This is a genomic window from Pseudomonas sp. zfem002, from assembly GCF_032621685.1.
Lineage (GTDB): Bacteria > Pseudomonadota > Gammaproteobacteria > Pseudomonadales > Pseudomonadaceae > Aquipseudomonas > Aquipseudomonas japonica.
The window spans coordinates 600,334-619,395 of sequence record NZ_JAVYJH010000002.1 but is presented as its reverse complement, the minus strand read 5'-3'; the positions used below and the strand labels follow the sequence as shown (position 1 = coordinate 619,395).

19 protein-coding genes are annotated in these 19,062 nt (G+C 66.2%); 8 read left to right on the top strand and 11 right to left on the bottom strand.

The annotated features are described in order from the left end of the window. Positions 1 to 157: 157 nt before the first annotated feature. On the bottom strand, positions 158 to 1,252 hold the full coding sequence (locus RTI28_RS06145) for a PLP-dependent cysteine synthase family protein (RefSeq protein ID WP_316919606.1): 1,095 nt from the start codon (positions 1,250 to 1,252) through the stop codon (positions 158 to 160). 204 nt (positions 1,253 to 1,456) lie between these two features. On the opposite strand from RTI28_RS06145, the gene nhaA reads away from it, so the two are divergent. Next, the gene (nhaA, locus tag RTI28_RS06140; RefSeq protein WP_316919605.1) at positions 1,457 to 2,638 is read left to right on the top strand and encodes a Na+/H+ antiporter NhaA; all 1,182 of its coding nucleotides are present in this window, start codon (positions 1,457 to 1,459) and stop codon (positions 2,636 to 2,638) included. A gap of 68 nt (positions 2,639 to 2,706) precedes the next feature. Here nhaA and RTI28_RS06135 read toward each other — a convergent pair whose 3' ends face one another. After that, positions 2,707 to 3,171 carry a glycine zipper 2TM domain-containing protein gene (locus tag RTI28_RS06135; protein ID WP_042122822.1) on the bottom strand — a complete coding sequence of 155 codons (465 nt, stop codon included), beginning with the start codon at positions 3,169 to 3,171 and terminating at the stop codon, positions 2,707 to 2,709. Positions 3,172 to 3,316: 145 nt separating this feature from the next. On the opposite strand from RTI28_RS06135, the gene RTI28_RS06130 reads away from it, so the two are divergent. Continuing rightward, positions 3,317 to 3,553 (top strand): hypothetical protein, encoded by a 237-nt coding sequence (locus RTI28_RS06130; RefSeq protein WP_316919604.1) that lies wholly within the window; start codon positions 3,317 to 3,319, stop codon positions 3,551 to 3,553. Here the strand turns inward: RTI28_RS06130 and pdxH are convergent. The 5 genes from pdxH to dinG form a co-directional block, all read right to left on the bottom strand. Continuing rightward, a complete protein-coding gene (pdxH, locus tag RTI28_RS06125) occupies positions 3,550 to 4,197 on the bottom strand; it encodes a pyridoxamine 5'-phosphate oxidase (protein ID WP_316919603.1) in 648 nt (215 codons plus the stop codon). The two genes, RTI28_RS06130 and pdxH, sit on opposite strands and share 4 nt — an antisense overlap. Before the next feature lie 21 nt (positions 4,198 to 4,218). After that, positions 4,219 to 5,223, bottom strand: coding sequence for an OmpA family protein (locus tag RTI28_RS06120; RefSeq protein ID WP_316919602.1), 1,005 nt, complete (start codon positions 5,221 to 5,223; stop codon positions 4,219 to 4,221). 88 nt (positions 5,224 to 5,311) lie between these two features. Then, positions 5,312 to 6,457, bottom strand: coding sequence for a serine hydrolase domain-containing protein (locus RTI28_RS06115; RefSeq protein ID WP_316919601.1), 1,146 nt, complete (start codon positions 6,455 to 6,457; stop codon positions 5,312 to 5,314). Between the two features lie 106 nt (positions 6,458 to 6,563). Beyond that, entirely contained in the window at positions 6,564 to 8,825 is a 2,262-nt protein-coding gene (locus RTI28_RS06110) for a beta-galactosidase (RefSeq protein WP_316919600.1), read from the bottom strand. Between the two features lie 140 nt (positions 8,826 to 8,965). Further along, positions 8,966 to 11,110 carry an ATP-dependent DNA helicase DinG gene (gene dinG, locus RTI28_RS06105; protein ID WP_316919599.1) on the bottom strand — a complete coding sequence of 715 codons (2,145 nt, stop codon included), beginning with the start codon at positions 11,108 to 11,110 and terminating at the stop codon, positions 8,966 to 8,968. Positions 11,111 to 11,209: 99 nt separating this feature from the next. Here dinG and RTI28_RS06100 point away from each other — a divergent pair, with 99 nt between their 5' ends. After that, positions 11,210 to 11,674 (top strand): CopD family protein, encoded by a 465-nt coding sequence (locus tag RTI28_RS06100; protein ID WP_042122808.1) that lies wholly within the window; start codon positions 11,210 to 11,212, stop codon positions 11,672 to 11,674. 55 nt (positions 11,675 to 11,729) lie between these two features. Here the strand turns inward: RTI28_RS06100 and RTI28_RS06095 are convergent, their stop codons facing one another. From RTI28_RS06095 to RTI28_RS06080, 4 genes are all read right to left on the bottom strand, one after another. Then, positions 11,730 to 12,488 (bottom strand): collagen-like protein, encoded by a 759-nt coding sequence (locus tag RTI28_RS06095; protein ID WP_316919598.1) that lies wholly within the window; start codon positions 12,486 to 12,488, stop codon positions 11,730 to 11,732. Then, entirely contained in the window at positions 12,481 to 12,756 is a 276-nt protein-coding gene (locus RTI28_RS06090) for a DUF1145 domain-containing protein (protein WP_316919597.1), read from the bottom strand. Before RTI28_RS06090 ends, RTI28_RS06095 begins: the two co-directional genes overlap by 8 nt. 84 nt (positions 12,757 to 12,840) lie before the next feature. Then, the gene (locus RTI28_RS06085; RefSeq protein WP_316919596.1) at positions 12,841 to 13,563 is read right to left on the bottom strand and encodes an OmpA family protein; all 723 of its coding nucleotides are present in this window, start codon (positions 13,561 to 13,563) and stop codon (positions 12,841 to 12,843) included. Positions 13,564 to 13,654: 91 nt separating this feature from the next. Continuing rightward, a complete protein-coding gene (locus RTI28_RS06080; RefSeq protein ID WP_316919595.1) occupies positions 13,655 to 14,350 on the bottom strand; it encodes an OmpA family protein in 696 nt (231 codons plus the stop codon). 150 nt (positions 14,351 to 14,500) lie between these two features. Here RTI28_RS06080 and RTI28_RS06075 point away from each other — a divergent pair, with 150 nt between their 5' ends. From RTI28_RS06075 to RTI28_RS06055, 5 genes are all read left to right on the top strand, one after another. Further along, entirely contained in the window at positions 14,501 to 14,995 is a 495-nt protein-coding gene (locus RTI28_RS06075; RefSeq protein ID WP_316919594.1) for a DUF6231 family protein, read from the top strand. 4 nt (positions 14,996 to 14,999) lie between these two features. Then, positions 15,000 to 15,476 (top strand): YchJ family protein, encoded by a 477-nt coding sequence (locus RTI28_RS06070; RefSeq protein ID WP_316919593.1) that lies wholly within the window; start codon positions 15,000 to 15,002, stop codon positions 15,474 to 15,476. A gap of 78 nt (positions 15,477 to 15,554) precedes the next feature. Then, entirely contained in the window at positions 15,555 to 15,755 is a 201-nt protein-coding gene (locus RTI28_RS06065; RefSeq protein ID WP_316919592.1) for an SEC-C metal-binding domain-containing protein, read from the top strand. Positions 15,756 to 15,874: 119 nt separating this feature from the next. Continuing rightward, positions 15,875 to 16,516: a glutathione binding-like protein gene (locus RTI28_RS06060; RefSeq protein WP_316919591.1), complete on the top strand. Its 642-nt coding sequence runs from the start codon at positions 15,875 to 15,877 to the stop codon at positions 16,514 to 16,516. Positions 16,517 to 16,631: 115 nt separating this feature from the next. Next, positions 16,632 to 19,055 carry a penicillin acylase family protein gene (locus tag RTI28_RS06055; RefSeq protein WP_316919590.1) on the top strand — a complete coding sequence of 808 codons (2,424 nt, stop codon included), beginning with the start codon at positions 16,632 to 16,634 and terminating at the stop codon, positions 19,053 to 19,055. The last annotated feature ends 7 nt before the right edge of the window (positions 19,056 to 19,062 follow it).

Here is a 19,062-nt window from a genome sequence, read left to right as displayed (position 1 = left end):
CGCTACGCGCTTCTTTCAGCTTGGCCTCACGGCGTCCACCTTGCGTTTCACTACAGTTGTCGTCACTCATTCTGGTCACCGCTTTCAGGTGACTGATTTTGGCCCATGCCGGGCACACTGGGAGCGGGCGTTGCCCGCGATGAGGCCACTGCTGTTCTCAGATCCCTTCGCGCAGCACACTCTCCGGCAACGCCTCCCCCCGCTCCACACACCCGGCCACCAGCGCAATCAACCGCTCCAGTTCGAAGCCCTGGGCCTTGAGCCAATCCTCATCGTAGTAGGTGGTCGCATAACGCTCACCACTGTCGCAGAGGATCGCCACGATCGATCCCGACTCCCCCGCCGACTGCATATGCAACGCTGCCTGCAATGCGCCGACCAGGTTGGTCCCGCTCGATCCTCCCACGCGCCGGCCCAGGCGTCTGGCCAGGTAATGCATGGCCGCCAGCGACAGGGCATCCGGCACCTTGACCATGGCGTCGATCACCGCCGGCAGGAATGACGCCTCGACCCGCGGCCGACCGATGCCCTCGATCCGCGAGCCGCAGTCCAGGCGCAGTTCGCGGTCGCCCGTGCGATAGCAGTCGAAGAACACCGAACGCTCGGCATCGGCGCACAGTACCCGGGTCGGATGCCGGCGGTAACGCACGTAGCGCCCCAGGGTCGCAGTGGTACCGCCGGTGCCCGGACTGGAAATCAGCCACGCCGGCTCGGCATGTCGCTCGAAGTGCATCTGGCTGAAGATCGACTCGGCGATGTTGTTGTTCGCCCGCCAGTCGGTGGCGCGCTCGGCGTAAGTGAACTGGTCCATGAAATGCCCACCGCTTTCCCGCGCCAGGCGCTCGGATTCGGCGTAGATCTGCGTCGGATCCTGCACCAGATGCGGCTTGCCACCATAGAACTCGATCTGGGCGATCTTCTCCCGCGAGGTGGTCGCCGGCATCACCGCGATGAACGGCAGGCCGAGCAGGCGGGCGAAATAAGCTTCGGAAATCGCCGTGGAACCACTGGACGCCTCGATCACCGGCGCACCGGGACGCAGCCAGCCATTGCACAGGGCATAGAGAAACAGCGAGCGGGCCAGACGGTGCTTGAGACTGCCGGTGGGATGGCTGGATTCGTCCTTGAAATACAGGTCGACATCGGGAAAGCCGGCCATCGACAGCGGAATCAGATGGGTATCGGCGCTGCGCTGGAAATCGGCTTCGATGATGCGGATGGCTTCACGAACCCAGGTGCGGTGATGGTTCATAGGCGGTTCTCCGGGATGAGGGCGAAAGACTGTAGAAGCGACTACCGTCCTTACAAGCAAATCCCTACACGCTTGCCAGAAAAGCCCGATAGCCATGGAAAACTTGAAATAGCTTATAACAAAAAAGAATATAATTTTTATTTTATTGAATAACACAACCGGTTAGGGTGTTCAGCCTTTTTGCAATTCGATGGAGGAGCGACCTTGCCTCTGCGTAGCACATTTACCCGATTCTTCCAGCTGGAAGCCGCCAGCGGTCTGCTGCTGATCGCCGCCGCGGTGCTGGCCCTGATCGTCAACAATTCACCCCTGTCCTGGCTGTACAACGGCCTGCTCGAAGTCCCGGTGGCGGTACAGATCGGTGCGCTGAGCATCGCCAAGCCGCTGCTGCTGTGGATCAACGACGGCCTGATGGCCCTGTTCTTCCTGCTCATCGGCCTGGAGGTCAAGCGCGAGCTGGTGGAAGGCCACCTGTCCAGGCCGTCCCAGGTGGTCCTGCCCGGTGCCGCGGCCCTCGGCGGCATGCTGGTGCCGGCGCTGATCTACTGGTTCCTCAACCGTGACAATCCCGCCGCCATCGCCGGCTGGGCGATTCCCACCGCCACCGACATCGCCTTCGCCCTCGGCGTGCTGGCCCTGCTCGGCAAGCGCGTGCCGGTATCGCTGAAGCTTTTCCTGATGACCCTGGCGATCATCGACGACCTCGGCGCGATCATCATCATCGCCCTGTTCTACTCCGGCGCCCTGTCCACCCTGTCGCTGATGCTGGCGGCGGCCTGCCTGGTGGCACTGATCGCCATGAACCGGCTCGGCGTGGTCAAGCTCGGACCTTACCTGGTGATCGGCCTGATCCTCTGGGTCTGCGTGCTGAAGAGCGGCGTCCACGCCACCCTCGCCGGCGTCACCCTGGCCCTGTGCATCCCGCTGCGCACGCGCAATGCCGAGACCTCGCCGCTGCTCAGCCTGGAACATGCGCTGCATCCGTGGGTGGCCTACGGCATCCTGCCGCTGTTCGCCTTCGCCAACGCCGGCGTCTCGCTGGCCGGGGTGACCCTGGAAAGCTTCACCCACGCGGTGCCCATGGGCATCGCCGTCGGCCTGCTGGCGGGCAAGACCATCGGCGTGTTCGGCCTGACCTGGATCGCCATCAAGCTCGGCCTCGCCGCCCTGCCCGCCGGCGCCAACTGGGGACAGGTCCTCGGCGTGGCGATCCTCTGCGGCATCGGCTTCACCATGAGCCTGTTCGTCGGCTCCCTGGCCTTCGTGCCCGGTGTCAGCGAATACGTAGGCATGGACCGCATGGGCATCCTCACCGGCTCGATCCTCGCCGCGATCATCGGCTACACCATCACCGCGCTGTCCAGCCCGAAACAGCCGGCCCACTGATTCGCAGGCAAGAAAAAACCCCGAGCGGCGCGAGCCGGCTCGGGGTTTTCGCTTTCTGGTGCTATCGCTCAGTGGCTGACGCGGCTGGTACCGTTGACGGTCATGATGCGCACGCGCTCACCGACCCGGAAAATCTCGTTTTCCTGAACCTGCTGCACGTAGGCGCGCATGCTGCCGTCGTCCTCGCGCACGGTGATTTCCACGCCCTGGGTACGGGTCAGGCCCTCTTCCGCGGCGGAACCCGCCAGGCCACCGGCGACCGCACCGATCACCGCGGCGACAATGCTGCCGCGGCCGCCACCGATGGCGCTACCGGCGACACCACCGACGACCGCGCCGGCGCCACCGCCGATCGGGGTCTTGGTGCCTTCGATCTTCACTGGACGCAGGGATTCGATGGTGCCCACGCGAACGGTCTGCACGCGACGCGCCTCGTCCCGGGAATAGGAATCACCGGACAGGTTGGAGGCACAACCGCCCAGCAACAGTGACATCGTGGTGAACGATGCGACCAGCAGTACAGATTTACGCATAGGATCATCTCCTCAAGACAGGTGCTCATTAGACTGCGCGCATTGACGACTGTCACGATGCACCCAGGGAAAAATTGCTTCCATTCAGCTTCAGTACAGGCAGCAGACCCTGAACCCTCAGAAGACTTGGGAAACAAGAATAGACATGGATTACTTCATCATCGCCGTCACCACCGTGGCCGGCCTGTATTTCCACGGCTGGCTGTATGTGCGGATCAGACGCTGGACCGACCGCGACCTGGCCCTGTCGTTCGCCGGCAAGGACGAAGGCAAGCGCGCATTCATGCTGCAACGGCTGGAGGCCGCACGGACGCAGAAGGTCAAACGCAAGGAGCTGGCGACCTGGCTGGAACGCGAGGCCGCCGGCTATCAGGGCGGTTAAGGCGCCAGCCGCTCGCGCAGCCAGGCGCCGTCTTGCAGGCGGTAATTGAGACGGTCATGCAGGCGGCTGGCGCGTCCCTGCCAGAACTCGATGCGCTCCGGCAGCAGGCGGTAGCCCCCCCAGTGCTCGGGGCAGTCCGGCTGGCTGTCGCTGAAACGCTGCTCGGTGGCCTTGAGCAGGTCTTCCAGCTCACCACGATCGGCAATCACCTGGCTCTGCGGTGAAGCCCAGGCACCCAGGCGACTGCCCAGCGGGCGCACCTGGTAATAGGCATCGGACTCCTCGGCCGAGACCTTGACCACCCGCCCCTCGATACGCACCTGGCGCTCCAGCGCCGGCCAGAAGAACGTCATGGCGGCGAACGGATTGGCCTGCAGGTGCTGGCCCTTGGCGCTCTCGTAGTTGGTGAAGAAGGTGAAGCCCTGTTCGTCGAGGCCCTTGAGCAGCAGGACGCGGCAATGCGGCCGGCCTTGCGCGTCGACGGTGGCGAGGGTCATCGCATTGGCTTCCACCGGGGCCTGTTCGGTCTTCACCGCGTCGGCGAACCATTGGTGGAACAGCGCGAAGGGCTCGGTCGGGGCCTGGGCCTCGGCCAGGCCATCGCGGGTGTAGTCACGGCGCATATCAGCCAGGGATTGAGTCATCTACAGCGTTCCTTGAGAGGATCAGTTGGTCTTCGCAGGGCTGTTGTTGGCCGCGACCTTCTTCGCCGCGGGCTCGGCTTTTTTCGCAGCCGGTTTGGCTGGAGCCGCTTTTTTCGGGGCCGCGGCGGTTTTCGCCGGCGCGGCTTTCTTTGCTGCAGTGCCCTTGGCCGGGGCTTTCGCCGCGGGTTTGGCGGCGGCCTTGGTGGCTGGCTTGGCGGCGGCGGCCGGCTTGGCGTCCTGCACGGCGACCAGTTCGGCCGGGCTCGGCGTCGGCTGCTGGTACTTGGCGAGCAGCGCGACCATGGTCGCCTGCGGGGTCAGGATCATTTCCACCCGACGGTTCAGCGAACGGCCCTGGACACTGTCGTTGGCTGCGCGCGGCGCCACCGCGCCCATGCCGCGCAGGTTCAGGCGGTCACGCTGCAGGCCGCTCAGGCGGAAGATCGCCGACACCGACTGGGCGCGCTCCAGGCTAAGTTTCTGGTTGGCCACGGCGGCACCGCTGCTGTCGGCATGGCCGAGGACCAGCACGGCCGTCTTGCTGTCGGTTTCGATGATCTTGGCGACCCGGGTGATCGGGCCGAGGGAAATCGGCAGGAGCATGGCCGGACGGTCCGGGTTGTAGCCGCTGTCCACCGGCAGGGTTACCACCAGCACGTCTTCGCGGCGCTCCAGCTCCAGCTTGCTGTCCTTGATCGCCTCGCGCAGCTTCGGCTCGTAGCTGTCCAGCCAGGCCTGGGTCGCCTTGACGTCGATCTTCGGTACCGCGGCGGTCTTCGCGGCGGCCTTGTCGTCGCTGCCACCAAACGGCCACCACCAGCTGCCGCCTTCGGACTTGGCTTCCGACTTGGCTTCGGCCTTGGCCACCTTCTCGTTCACCGCGTCCTTCACTTCCTGGTCGGCCACCTTGTCCGAGCCGAACGGCCACCAGCTGCTACCGCCGGCAGCGCTGTCGTTCTGGGGATGCTGGGCGCAACCAGTGATGGCCAGGCACAGAGCGAGAGCTAAGGTTTTATGTGAAGACATCAGCGATACACCATGAAAATGAAAGAAAAAATACCAACGAAGTGGTTGCAGGATAGCCAATGAGGCTGCCGGGTACAGCGGCAACCGATCAAAGGCAGCTGGCCAGGACCCGCACCAGTTTCTGCGCGCGAGGGTCCATGAGGACGTAAGGGCCGAGCGTATTGGTGACGAAACCGAAGGCGACATCGTGCTCCGGGTCGGCGAAGCCCACCGATCCGCCAGCCCCCGGATGCCCGAAGGCACGGGCACCGAGGCCGAAGGTGGCGTTGGCCACGTCCGGCTGGTCGAGCATGCAGCCCAGGCCGAAACGGGTGCGGGTCAGCAGGGTCTTGTCGTCGCCCAGGCTGTGCTCGCGGGTCAGCTCGTCAAGCAATTCCGACTCCAGCAGGCTGCCGTCGAGCAGGCCGGCGTAGAAACCGGCGAGGCTGCGGGCGTTGCCGTGGCCATTGGCCGCGGGTTGCTGCATGCGCCGCCATTCCGGCTTGTTGGTGCTGGTGAGGATCGCCGGCGGGTTGGTGAAGGCGCGAGTCGACAGAGCCTGGGGTTCGCGCATGGTCACCTGCAACAGGCGCTGCGCCGCTTCGTCGCCAAGGTTGCCCTTGCCCCGGGCGATGTGGGCGACGCGGTGGAATTCCGCGTCGTCCAGGCCGATATGGAAGTCCAGCCCCAGGGGTCTGGCGGTGCGCGCGACGATGGACTCACCCGGACCACGACCATCGACCCGGCGGATCAGTTCGCCGATCAGCCAGCCATAGGTGATCGCCGCGTAGCCATGGGCGGTGCCCGGCGTCCACCACGGCGCTTCGGCGGCCAGGGCGTCGGTCATGGCCTGCCAGTCGTACAGCGCTTCGGCGGGCAGCAGTTCGCGGATCGCCGGCAGACCGGCCTGGTGGCAGAGCAACTGGCGCAGGGTCACCGCTTCCTTGCCGGCCTGGGCGAACTCGGGCCAATAGCGGGCCACCGGCGCATCCAGTTGCAGCTTGCCCTCGCCCACCAGTTGCAGGGCGGTGACCGCGGCAAAGGTCTTGGTGCAGGAAAACAGGTTGGCGATGGTGTCGCTGTGCCAGGCCTCCTGGCCGTCCTTGTCGGCGCTGCCGGCCCACAGGTCCAGCACGGTTTCGCCACCGACCTGGATGCACAACGCCGCGCCGCGTTCCTGGGGATCGTCGAAAAGGGCCGCGAAGGCCTCGCGTACCGCCTCGAACTCGAGCTCGAAATGACCCTGAATCTGCACCCGGCGACTCCTGCACAACCTGTCTGAAAAGTGGCGGGCATTGTTTCAGCCCGCGAGGGATTTGGGAACAGACGCGGGTCAGACCGCGTCGTTATTCATCTGGGATTCAGGGTTTGACCGCTTCAGCCTGCGCCTCACGGGGCGCTGGCGGCGTACCGACGATCGCCTTCTCCACCTGCAGGTTGGCCTTGCGCACCTGGTCGATGAAGCCCTGATAGGGCACATCGGTGATGGCCACCAGGCCGAAATGACCATTCTCGCCATCCAGCAGGCGTCCGCTGGCCGGCTGGTCGAAGAACTGGAACCAGTGCGCGCCGACGATCGCCGGCTCGGCCAGGGCTGCCTTGAGGAAGGCCGCATAGGCCGGGCCGCGGTCTTCCTCGCGGGCGACCTCCATCGGCCCCGGCCAGAAAGGCCCGCGATCGCGGGAGCCGAAGTGGAACTCGGAAACCAGGATCGGCTTGTCCAGCGCGCGCAACTGGGCGAAGTCGTAGCCGTCCTGCGGCTTGGGCGTATAGAAGTTGAAGCTCAGCACATCGCAATACTGGGCGCAGGCGGCCACCGCTTCCGGGGTGGTGACGGCGAAGCGGCCACCGAGCAGCAGATGGTTCGGCGCATGCCACTTCAGCGCATCGGAGATGGTCTTGAAATAGGCATCGGCGAACGAGCGCTGGAAGTGCTTGAAATCTTCCTCGATCTGCGGGTGCTCGGGGCTCGGCAGCGGCGGCTCGAAGCCCGGGTCCTCCATCAGTTCCCAGGCCGTGAGCTGGATCCCCCAGGCCTTGGACAGGCCCTCCTGGTTGCGGTACTTGTCGCGCAACTGCTTGAGGAAGGCCCGCTTGGCCGGCACGTCGGTGGTCAGGCGCAGGGTGCCGTAGGCCAGGCCGTAGCGCGACCTGGGATCGTCGCCAGGGGCGGCCCAGGCCAGTTCGTTGTCGGCGAAGTAACCGATCAGCCAGGGATCGTCGCGGTGGTCGCGGGCGGCGATGGCCACGGCGCGCTCGGTGGCCATGGCGAAGCGCGGGTCGAACGGGTCGGGCATGGCACCCCACCAGTCCATGCCGGTGCTGATGCTGGCGTAGTCACCGACGATGGCCAGCGGCAGGGTATAGGGCACCCGCTGCGCCTGGCCCAGGCTGGCCTCGCTCCAGTTGCCGAGGGTGTTGAAGCCCCAGGCCTGCAGGCGATCGAGGCTGTGGCTCTGCCAGCGCGCGGCGTCGAAGGCCGGCGCCGGGCAAGGCGCGGCGGGCTGCTCGGCAGCCGGTTTCGCGCAGGGCTGGCCATGGCCACGTTCGAGGTTGGCGGCATAGAAGTCGAACCAGCGGCCCTGATTGAAGGCGCGGCCCCGGGACGAGGCATTGCCGTCGTTGTTGTTGCCCTCGCCGTAGAAGGTCGCCAGGGGCGAATCCGCTGGCGGCAGTTCGCTGAACATTGGCTCGCGGCCGGCCACGTAGGTGCGGCCCGGCTCGTCGTTCACCGCATTGACTCCCAGGGAGTAGAACGGATGGCCTTCCGGGGTCACCAGGTACCAGCGGTCATCGCGCTTGACCGTGCGGAAAAAGCCCTTGGCATCGAAGGTCTGCCCGCCGGTCCAGCCGCCGAAGCGGTCCAGTGGCTGCTTCTGGCGCTCGGCCAGCCAGGTCTTCAGCTGTTGCTGCTCCCTGGCCGCGGCGCTCTTCAGTTGTTCGTCGCTACCGACCTTTTCCGGCCAGCGGCCGCGGGAGAACTGGCCGTAGCCATCGATCAGCCCGGCGTAGGCCGCCTGTTGCAGGCGATCGTCGTCCTGCACGTTGATCCGTTCGATCAGCACGCTCTGGGCGACGTTCGGCTGGTTCATCGACAGGGTCACGGCGCTGACCCGGCTCAGGTCCAGCTCACCGCTGCTGCTGCCGACCAGCACGCGCTGGCCTTCGAAGGTCCAGGGCATCGGCGGACCGGCGCGCATGCCCTGGCTCAGCGGCGAGCTGGCCTGCAGCGGAACCACCACGGTCTGCGCCGGGCCGGCGGGCAGGTCGATGCGGCTGGTGAGGATCTTGCCGTCGGCGCTCTCGATGCTGACATCGACGGTCAGGGCCCAGTCCATGCCGCTTTGCAGGCGCAGGGTCAGGGCCTTCTGCGCCGACCAGTCCCACACGCCCGTCTGCGGACTCATGCGCAGGTTCGGCCGCGGTGCCGGGTTGAACACCACCCGCCGCAGCACCTCGCCTTCGGCCGTCTGCTCCGCGTTGTACTGCGGCAGGCTGGCATCTCCGGTCGCCACCGTGACCACCGAGGTCGGACGCACGAAGTTGAACAGCGTCTGTTGCCCGGCCAGCAGGGGCTGGCTGATCAACAGTGCGATAACGGCAGGCAGGGTACGGCGCAGCATGGGGGTGTGGTTCTCCTTGAGAGGGCCGGGTTCGGCCTTGATTCCGACGAGTAGACAACGAATTCGGGACCGCGTTGCGGTCCTTTCGCTTTGTAGGAGCGTGGCTTGCCCGCGAAGGCCTGCAAAGCAGGCCCGGAACACTAAGAGATTTCCCGCCGGAACGGCGGCAACGCATTGAGGATAGCCTTGCCATAGCGCTGGGTGACCACCCGACGATCCAGCAAGGTGATGATCCCGCGGTCCTCTTCGGTCCGCAGCAGCCGACCGCAGGCCTGGATCAGCTTGAGCGAGGCATCCGGCACGGCGATCTCCATGAACGGGTTGCCGCCCCGCGCTTCGATCCACTCGGCCAGGGCCGCCTCCACCGGATCATCCGGCACGGCGAAGGGGATCTTGGCGATGACCACGTGTTCGCAGTAGGCACCCGGCAGGTCGACACCCTCGGCGAAGCTGGCCAGGCCGAACAGCACGCTGGATTCACCGTCGTCGACCCGCGCCTTGTGCTTGTTGAGGGTTTCCTGCTTGGACAGGTTGCCCTGGATGAACACCTGCCGGCGCCAGTCGCGATCCAGGCCGTCGAATACGTCCTGCATCTGCTTGCGCGAGGAGAACAGCACCAGCGACCCGCGCGAGCCTTCCACCAGGTCCGGCAGGTCGCGAATGATCGCCGCGGTGTGGGCGGCGGCATCCCGCGGGTCGGCGCGCAGGTCGGGCACTCGCAGCACACCGGCATCGGTATGGTGGAACGGGCTCGGCACCACCGCGGTGATCGCCGCCTTGGGCAGACCGGAGCGCATGCGGAAACGGTCGAAGGTACCCAGCGCGGTCAGGGTCGCGGAGGTCACCAGGGCGCCGTGGGCGACGCTCCACAGATTGCGCCGGAGCATCTCGGCGGCGAGGATCGGGCTGGCGTTGACCTCGATGTCGAACAGCGCCCCGCTCTCGGCCAGGGTCAGCCAGCGCGCCATGGGCGGGCTGTCCTGCGGGTCTTCGGCGGTGAACGCGGTCCACAGTTCCCAGTTGCCCTGGGCCCGGGTCAGCAGGGTGCCGAACAGCGGATACCACTCCTCGGCCTGGTGACTGGCGATGCCGATGTTGACCTCACCGTCCATGCCTTCCTTGAGCAGGTCGGCGAGACGGGTGAACAGGTCGTTGAGGCGGGCAAAGCCCTTCTTCAGTTCGATGCCGATCTCGCGGATATGCTCCGGCACCACCCCGCCGACGAAACGGTGACGCGGACGCTCGCGGCCCTCCACGTCCTCGCCGGGGCGGAAATCGGCCACCTGCTCGCAGGCACTGAACATGAACTGCTGGTGGGTCTTGATCTCCCGTGCCAGCTCCGGCACCTGTTCGATGTACTTGCCCAGATCACCCGGCAGCGGGTGCTGGGCCAGCAGCTTGGTCAGGTTCTTCGCGGTCTGCTCCAGCCAGTCGGCAGTGGAGCGCAGGCGGCTGTAGTGGGCGAAGTGGCCGATGGCCTTGTCCGGCAGGTGGTGGCCCTCGTCGAACACGTAGATGGTGTCGCGCGGATCCGGCAGCACGGCGCCACCGCCCAGGGCCAGGTCGGCGAGGACCATGTCGTGGTTGGTGACGATCACGTCGACCTTGCCCATGCCCTCGCGGGCCTTGTAGAAGGTGCACTGGCCGAAGTTCGGGCAATGGCGCCCGGTGCACTGGCTGTGATCGGTGGTGACCCGCGCCCAGTCCTGGTCTTCGAGGGCGGTGGGCCAACTGTCACGATCGCCGTCCCAGCGGTTGCCGGCGAGCTTTTCGATCATGCTGTTGAACAGCTTCTGGCTGGCCTCGTCCACTTCGATCTTGAAGCCTTCCTCCTCGAACAGCTGCGCGGTGGCGCTCTGCGCATGGCCTTCCTGCAGCAGCAGGTCGAGCTTGGACAGGCACAGGTAGCGACCGCGGCCCTTGGCCAGGGCGAAGCTGAAATTCAGGCCGCTGTTGCGCATCAGGTCCGGCAGGTCCTTGAACACGATCTGTTCCTGCAGGGCGACGGTGGCGGTGGCGATCACCAGGCGCTTGCCGGCGGCCTTGGCCGCGGGGATCGAGGCCAGGCTGTAGGCCACGGTCTTGCCAGTACCGGTGCCGGCCTCCACCGCGACCACGGCGGGATCGCCGCTACGCCGGCCTTCGTCGTCGACGTCGATGTCGCCGAGCACCTTGGCGACTTCGGCGATCATCAGGCGCTGGCCATAGCGCGGCTTGAGGCTCTTGGCTTCGAGGAAACGCGAGTAGGCGCCCTGAATCTGGGACTTGAGTTCGTTGCTGATCATGGTCTCGGGCGCCCGCGGAGGGCTGGATATATTTTCAGTGTTTTCGATGAGCCGGCTATCATACCCCGCTATTGTCCTTTGCGCCGAACGGAGTGCCCGATGACCGCCTTTGCCCTTCCCTACAGCCTGCATGTCCTGGCCGCCCTGGTCTGGGTCGGCGGCATGTTCTTCGCCTGGATGGTCCTGCGCCCGGCGGCCGCCAGCGTCCTCGAAGGCCCCGCCCGCCTGCAGTTGTGGCTGGAAGTGTTTCCGCGTTTTTTCAGCTGGGTATGGATCGCGATCCTCGTCCTGGCGATCAGTGGCGTCGGCATGCTGCACATGCACTTCGGCACGCTGGATAGTGCACCGCGCCATGTACAGGTGATGATTGGCGGCGGGATCGCGATGTTCGCCCTGTTCATGCGGATCCAGAGCCTGCTGCTGCCGGAATTGCGCAAGGCGGTGGAAGCCGGTGACTGGGCGGCGGGCGCCGCGGTGCTGGGGCGGATTCGCAGGCTGGTGGGGATCAATCTGCTGCTGGGGATTGCCGTGGTGCTGGTGGCGACCTCGAGGTTGTCCTTCTGACTCGATGGCCTCATCGCTGACTTGCCAGCGATGAGGCCATCGAGAACAAAGATGATCAGAGGCGCTGAACGCTCAGTTCTCCAGCCGCCCCCGCCATCCCCGGCTGCCCGGCCGCCCCGGGCCGGCCATTGGCCCCGGCCTCGGTGCGATACACCAGGCAGCCCTTGCTCGCCCCGCCCTGCCCGGCCTTGCCGGCCGCACCCGCGACGCCCGGCGCACCGCCTTCCAGGCGCACCTTGATCCGCTCGGCCGGATAATCTGCCGGCACGACCAAATGCACCCGACCACCCGCGGCGCCATCATGGCCATTGCCGCCATCGTCGCCATTGGCCCCGCGACTCGCCGAACCCCAGGTGCAGCCACCGGCCTTGCCGTTGGCCCCATCGAGGCCGACATACCCCGGCGCCCCCGCACCACCGCGGGCGTCGATCGACAGCAGCGGCGCCTGCAACTGGCGCAGACGCAGGTCCAGGCTGCGTCCCGGCCTGGCCGCACGCTCGTAGTTGCCCGCTGCCCCGGTGGCGCTGATCAGGCTGCCTTCGGCCAACTGCGCCCGGGCCACCTCGACGCGCAGGGGATCTTCGGCCGAGACCACGGAAATCCGCGCATCGCGTCCCAGCGTCAGTTGATCGATCCTCAGTTCCACCAGGCTCGCCGGCAGCACCAGGCTGGCCGCCTCCGCCACCTCGAGGCGCTCCAGGTGAACGACACTGGCCTTGCTCGCCAGGCGCAACACCGAATGCGGTGCCACGCTCAGGGAATCGGCCAGGACCAGCGGGCTGAACAACGCGGTCAACAGCATCAGCTTACGCATGCGGAACTTCCTTGCGGGGTGCGGGGATGGAAAGAATATGGAAGATGCCCACCAGCAGGATCTGCAGGCGGTCGAACCAGCGGTGACTGCGCTCGCGCAGGCGACCGTTGTAGAACAGTACTTCGAGAAAGTGCAGCCCCAGCAACGCCGCCCCGGCCAGGTTGATCAGCTGGTGGAAGGGTTTTTCCGCGGGAATCAGCAGATTCACCAGCACCACCCACCAGAACACCACGGTCAGGGCCTTGAAGAATCCCAGCAAGCCTTTCATCGCCTTACCTCTTCAATGGTTCGCGTCAGCCGTGGCAGCCCGCCCGGAGACAGACTGCCACCATAGCCGCTGGCGTCCCCTCGATCAATTGAGGTGCAGCTCTACCCGGCGATTCTGCGCCCGACCGGCATCGCTTTCGTTATCGGCCACCGGCTCGCTTTCGCCACGCCCCTCGCTGCTGACCTTCTGTGGCGTGATCCCGGCATTGATCAGGTAGGTCGCGACACTGCCCGCGCGGCGCTCGGAAAGTCCCTGGTTGTAGGCATCGCTGCCCTGGCTGTCGGTGTGCCCGACCACGCGAACGGTGCGCACCTGCGGATTGCTCAACTTCTCGACCAACCCCTGCAACTGCTGCTGGGCGGCCGCCGTGAGCTCAGCGGAGTCGAAGGCGAACAGTACGTTGCCCTGATCGCTCAGGGTGATCACCTCCGACGGGGACGCTTCCGGTTCGGCGGGTTTCTGCGAAGGCGGATACTGCGGTGTCGGACAGCCGTTGTGTTCCACCGGTGTGTTGGCCGGCGTGTCCGGGCAGCGGTCGCGGCGGTCGAATACCCCATCACCGTCCTCGTCGCCATCCTGGGCATAACAGATCAACCCACCGGCGATCGCGCCGGCGGCCGCGCCGCCGCCAGCCCAGGCCGAGCTTTCGATGGCGCCGAGACCGCCACCGACCAGGCCGCCAAGCAGGCTGCAGATCGGCCAGGTCCGCTGGTTGAGCGGCGCGCTGCCATCGCTGTGGGTTGCACATCCTGAAAGAAGGCCCGCCGCCAACAGCACGGGCAGCGCGACCTTGGTAAGTGCGGTCATGGGGAAATGCCTCCTGTGTTACCGGCTATTACCGGTCACACAGGAGTAAAGACCGGCCCATGGCACTTCACAAGCCACGGGCGGCGAGGTTTCAACGCTGGATCTTGATCTCGGTACGGCGGTTCTGCGCACGGCCATCGGCGGTACTGTTGTCGGCCACAGGCTGGCTTTCACCCATGCCGCTCACCGAAACGAAGCTGGCCTGCGGCACGCCGCTTTCGACCAGGTAACGCACCACCGAGTGCGCCCGCTTGTCGGAGAGCCGCTTATTGTAGGCATCGGAGCCGACGCTGTCGGTATGCCCGGTGACGGTCAGACGGGCGCTCGCCGATTCCTGACGCAGGCGCTCGGCGATGACGTTGAGGCGCTGCTTGTCGCTGGCGGTGAGCTTGTCGGAGTCGAAGGCGAAGTGCACATCGCGGATGACGATGGTTTCTTCCTTGACCACGACCACTTCTTCGACCACTGGCGCGGCCGGCTCAGGCGGGCAACCGTTGGCATCGACCTGCACGCCACGCGGGGTGCCAGGGCACTTGTCGCGGCTGTCCGGTACGCCATCGCCGTCTTCGTCGCCATCGCCGTGAACCCAGCAATAGGCGGCGGCCATGGTGCCACCGACCAGGGCGCCCCAACCGGCCCAACTGCTGCTCTCGATAGCGCCTAGCGCGGCGCCGCCTACACCCCCGACGGCGGCACACTTCGGCCAGTCGGTTTTTTGCAAACCTGCGCAACCAGTCAAAACGCTGGTCAGCAGAACCAGAGGTAAAACTGTGCGAACTATGCTCATTTGTTGCGTCTCCATGGGGGGAACTCGGTGGGAACCGATCAATGGGAGTAAAGACCGCTGAAACCATCTCCGCCAGCGATAAGCCATTACGCCCCCTTTGCCTGAGCGTGGTTGCCCGCTAGTCTTGGCGGGATCAGATGAGGACCTTCGATGACCGAAAGCTTTTCTTCGCGCACGCCGCAACAGGCCCTGGCCGCGCTGCTCGAACACCATGCGCCGCAACGCCTGTTGCTGGTCGGCGCGCGCTTCCCCGCGCTGGACGCCTTCGCCAGCGCGCACCCGCAGTCCAGCATCGACGTCGCCGCTCCCGGGCCGTTGCCGAGCGAACTGGCCGGCAAGCGCTACGACCTGGCCCTGCTGGTGGACTGCCTCGAGCACCTGCCCAAGCGCAGCGGCCTGCAACTGCTCGGCGGCATCCGCAATCTCAATTCGAGTCGCATCGCGGTACTCGCCGACCTCGCCGCGAGCGGCTGGGCAGACACCGATTTCTACGCACTGGCCCTGCAGGCCAACGAACGCTTCCAGCGCGAGGAACAGGTACTCGGCCTGTACACCTACGATCTGCGCGATTACAAGCAGGTCCCGGACTGGCTCAACGCCAAGTTCTGGGCCAATCCGGAAAACTTCGGCAAGTACTGGTGGTGACGCGATGAGTGTTTCGGTTTGTCCCTGCGGCAGCGGCGATCTGCTGGACGCCTGCTGCGGGCATTATCACGCCGGCCAGCCGGCCCCGGATGCGCAGACCCTGATGCGCTCGCGCTACAGTGCCTATGTGCTGGGCCTGGTGGACTACCTGGTGGCCACCACCCTGCCGGTGCAGCAGGCCGGTCTCGATCGCCAGAGCATCGCCGCCTGGAGCGCGCAAAGCACCTGGCTCGGCCTGGAGGTGGAATCGGCGGAAGTCTTCGGCGGCCAGCCCGAGCATGCCTTCGTGACCTTCACCGCGCGCTGGCACGACCTCGATGGCGAACACAGCCACCGCGAGCGCTCGGCCTTCGTGCAGAACCAGGGCCGCTGGTACTTCATCGACCCGACCGTGGGCCTCAAGGCCGGACGCAACGATGCCTGCCCCTGCGCCAGCGGGCAGAAGTACAAGAAGTGCTGCTCGAGCTACGTCGCTGCCTGAACGGCGATGCGCGGCGGGCTGCGCTCGTCGCGCAGTGGTGCGATAATCCCCGGCGATTTTTTCCCGGAGCAACCCGCAATGAGCCAGCAACCCCACGTCCACGGTCCTGACTGCAATCACGACCACGACCATCATCACCATGACCACGGCCACGTGCATGGCCCGCACTGCAACCACGGCCCGCAGGAGCCGGTGCGCAACGCGCTGAAGGATGTCGGCCGCAACGACCCTTGCCCATGCGGCAGCGAGAAGAAATTCAAGAAGTGCCACGGCGCCTGAGCGCGCCGCTCTGTAACAGCGGTCTGGCTTTGTGATATCCATTGCACCGACCGCTGCGCGCCAGCGCGGCAGACCGACGGCAGCGCTCATCCTGCTGCCGTCTCCTGACGGAGCGCCTCATGATCGATCTGTATTACTGGACCACCCCCAACGGCCACAAGATCAGCCTGTTCCTTGAGGAGACCGGCCTTCCCTACCGGATCCATCCGATCAATATCGGCAAGGGCGAGCAATTCGCCGCCGACTTCCTGAAAATCGCCCCCAACAACCGCATCCCGGCCATCGTCGACAACGACGCCGTGGACGGCCAGCCGCTGGCCTTGTTCGAATCGGGCGCGATCCTGCTCTATCTCGCGGAAAAGACCGGCCAGTTCATCCCCCGGGACCTGCGCGGCCGCCAGGAAACCCTGCAGTGGCTGTTCTGGCAGATGGGCGGCCTCGGCCCGATGGCCGGGCAGAACCACCACTTCAATCGCTTCGCACCGGAAAAGGTGCCCTACGCGATCAAGCGCTACGTCGACGAGACCGCGCGGCTGTACGGTGTACTGAACAAACGCCTGGGCGACCGACCGTTCGTCGCCGGCGAGTCCTACAGCATCGCCGACATGGCGATCTACCCGTGGATCGTGCCGCACACCTTCCAGCAGCAGGATCTTGACGACTTCCCTCACCTGAAGGCCTGGTTCGAGCGAATTCAGGCGCGTCCGGCGACCCAGCGCGCCTACGCCCTGGTCGACAGGATCAATCCGCCGCAGAACTAAGCCTCACGGCCAGCGCGGCGCTTTGAAAATAAAGCGCCCGCCCCTGCTTGCACGGCGTGCGAGCGCTCACTAACGTAGCGCCTTTCAGCCGCCACCCCCTTGCAGGAGCTTTGCCATGGCCTCGCCAGCCTTTTCCCTTTCCCGTCTTCGCCTCGGCGTCGTCGCGGCCGCGCTCGGCCTGGCAGGTTGCCAGACCGGCAACTACGCCGACAGCGTACCGCCCACGGTCGGGGTGCAACCGCTCAAGGGCCTGGCGCAGAACGTCTCGGTACGGCGCAATGCCCAGGGCATGCCGCTGATCGAAAGCAGCTCGTTCCACGATGCGCTGTTCAGCCTCGGCTACGTGCATGCCTCCGACCGCATCGGGCAGATGCTCGGCATGCGCCTGCTGGCCCAGGGACGCTTGTCCGAGATGGCCGGCGCCGACGCCCTGGAAGTCGACCGCTTCATGCGCGCGACCAACCTGCGCCAGAGCGCCAACCAGCTCTACGCCGATGCTTCGCCACGCCTGAAGCGCTTCTTCGAGGTCTATGCCCGCGGGGTCAACGCCTACCTGTTCCGCTACCGCGACAAGCTGCCGGCGCCGGTGGCCGGTTACCGTGCGGAATACTGGAAGGCCGAGGACTCGGCGCTGCTCTTCGCCCTGTACAGCTTCAGCCAGTCGGTCAACCTGCAGGAAGAGCTCGCCGCCCTGACCCTGGCGCAGAAAGTCGGTGCCGACAAACTCGCCTGGCTGCTGCCGAACTACCCGGACGAACCGCTCAACGACGCCGAGGCGGCCAAGCTCAAGGGCCTCAACCTCACCAGCCAGCTCAGCGGCCTGGCGCCCGTGGCGGCGGTCAGCGAACAGCTGGCGGCATTCAATGTGCTGGGCAGCGCCAACTCGGCCAGCTGGGCCATCACCGCGCAACGCAGCCGCAACGGCAAGAGCCTGCTGGCCAGCGACAACCAGGGCGCCTGGGCGCTCAGCCCGGTGCAGATCCGCACCACCAAGTACCAGGCCGCCGGCTTCAGCCTGCCGGGCCTGCCGATGATCCTCTCCGGCTTCAACGGCGCCCTGGCCTGGAGCGGCAGTACCGCCATGGGCGACAACCAGGACCTGTACCTGGAAAAGCTGCGCCGCCAGGGCAGCCAGTTGCAGTACGAAACCGATGGTCGCTGGCAGAACGCGCGGGTGCGCAACGAGACCTACTTCATCAAGGGCCGCGGTGCGCAGCGCGAAGTGATCTACGAAACCGCCCACGGCGCCCTGCTCACCGGCGACAAGGGCAGCCTCGGCCTGGCCCTGAAGATGCCGGACCTCAAAGGCGACAGAAGCCTGGATGCGTTCTTCGACCTGTCGCGGGCACGCAACGTCGAACGGGCTTTCGAGGCCAGCCGCGAGATCGGCGCGGTGCCGCTGAACATGGTCATCGCCGATGCCAGCAATGTCGGCTGGCAGGTCACCGGGCGCTACCCGAACCGCCGCGAAGGCCAGGGCCTGGTGCCCTCGCCGGGCTGGGAAAGCCGCTACGACTGGGACGGCTACGCCGACGCCATGCTCCACCCCTACGACCAGGATCCACCCCAAGGCTGGCTGGGCAATGCCGCCCAGCGCAGCGCGCCCCGGGGCTACGGCATGCAGCTGTCCAACAGCTGGTCCTACCCGGAGCGCGCCGAGCGCCTGGCGCAGTTGGCCGGCAACGGCAAGCACGACGCGCGCAGCCTGATCGCCATGCAGAACGACCAGACCACCCTGTTCGCCGGCAAGCTCAAGGCGATGTTCGAAGCCCCGGGCATGGCCCAGGCGCTGAAGAAGGCCATCGATGCCCTGCCCGCCGAGCAGCAGGCCAGGGCCCGCGAAGCCCATACCCGGCTGATGGCCTTCGACGGTCGCCTGAGCCAGACCTCCGCCGACGCCGCGATCTACGAGCTGTTCCTGCAGCAGAGCGCGCGGTTGACCTTCCTCGACGAGCTGGGGCCGGAATCCAGCGCGGCCTGGCAGGCCTTCGTCGCCAATGCCCGGCTGTCCTACTCGGCCCAGGCCGACCACCTGCTGGGCCGCGACGACAGCCCGTTCTGGGATGACCGCACGACCCCGACGGTGGAAGACAAGCCGACCATCCTCGCCCGCAGCCTGGCCGCGGCGATCAGCGCGGGCGAGCAGCAGCTGGGCAGCGACCGGCGTGGCTGGCAGTGGGGCAAGCTGCACCAGTACCAGTGGCCGGTGGCCAATCTGTTCGGCATCGGCGACAAGCTCGACCGCCGCGCCCAGGCCAGCGGTGGCGACCACAGCACCCTGAGCGCCTCGCCATTCGCCTGGGGCCAGGACTTCAAGGCCAGCCTGGCGCCAGCGCAGCGCCTGGTGGTGGACTTCGGCCAGGCCGAACCGCTGCAGCTGCTGAGCAGTAGCGGCCAATCAGGTAACCCGGCCAGCCCGCAGTTCGCCAACGGCCTGGATGCCTGGTTCCGCGGGCAGTACCAGAGCGTGCCGCTGCAGGGGCAGAACTACGAGCGGGTGTATGGCAGCAAGCGCCTGACCCTGGTGCCTGGCAAGTAACTCGTCC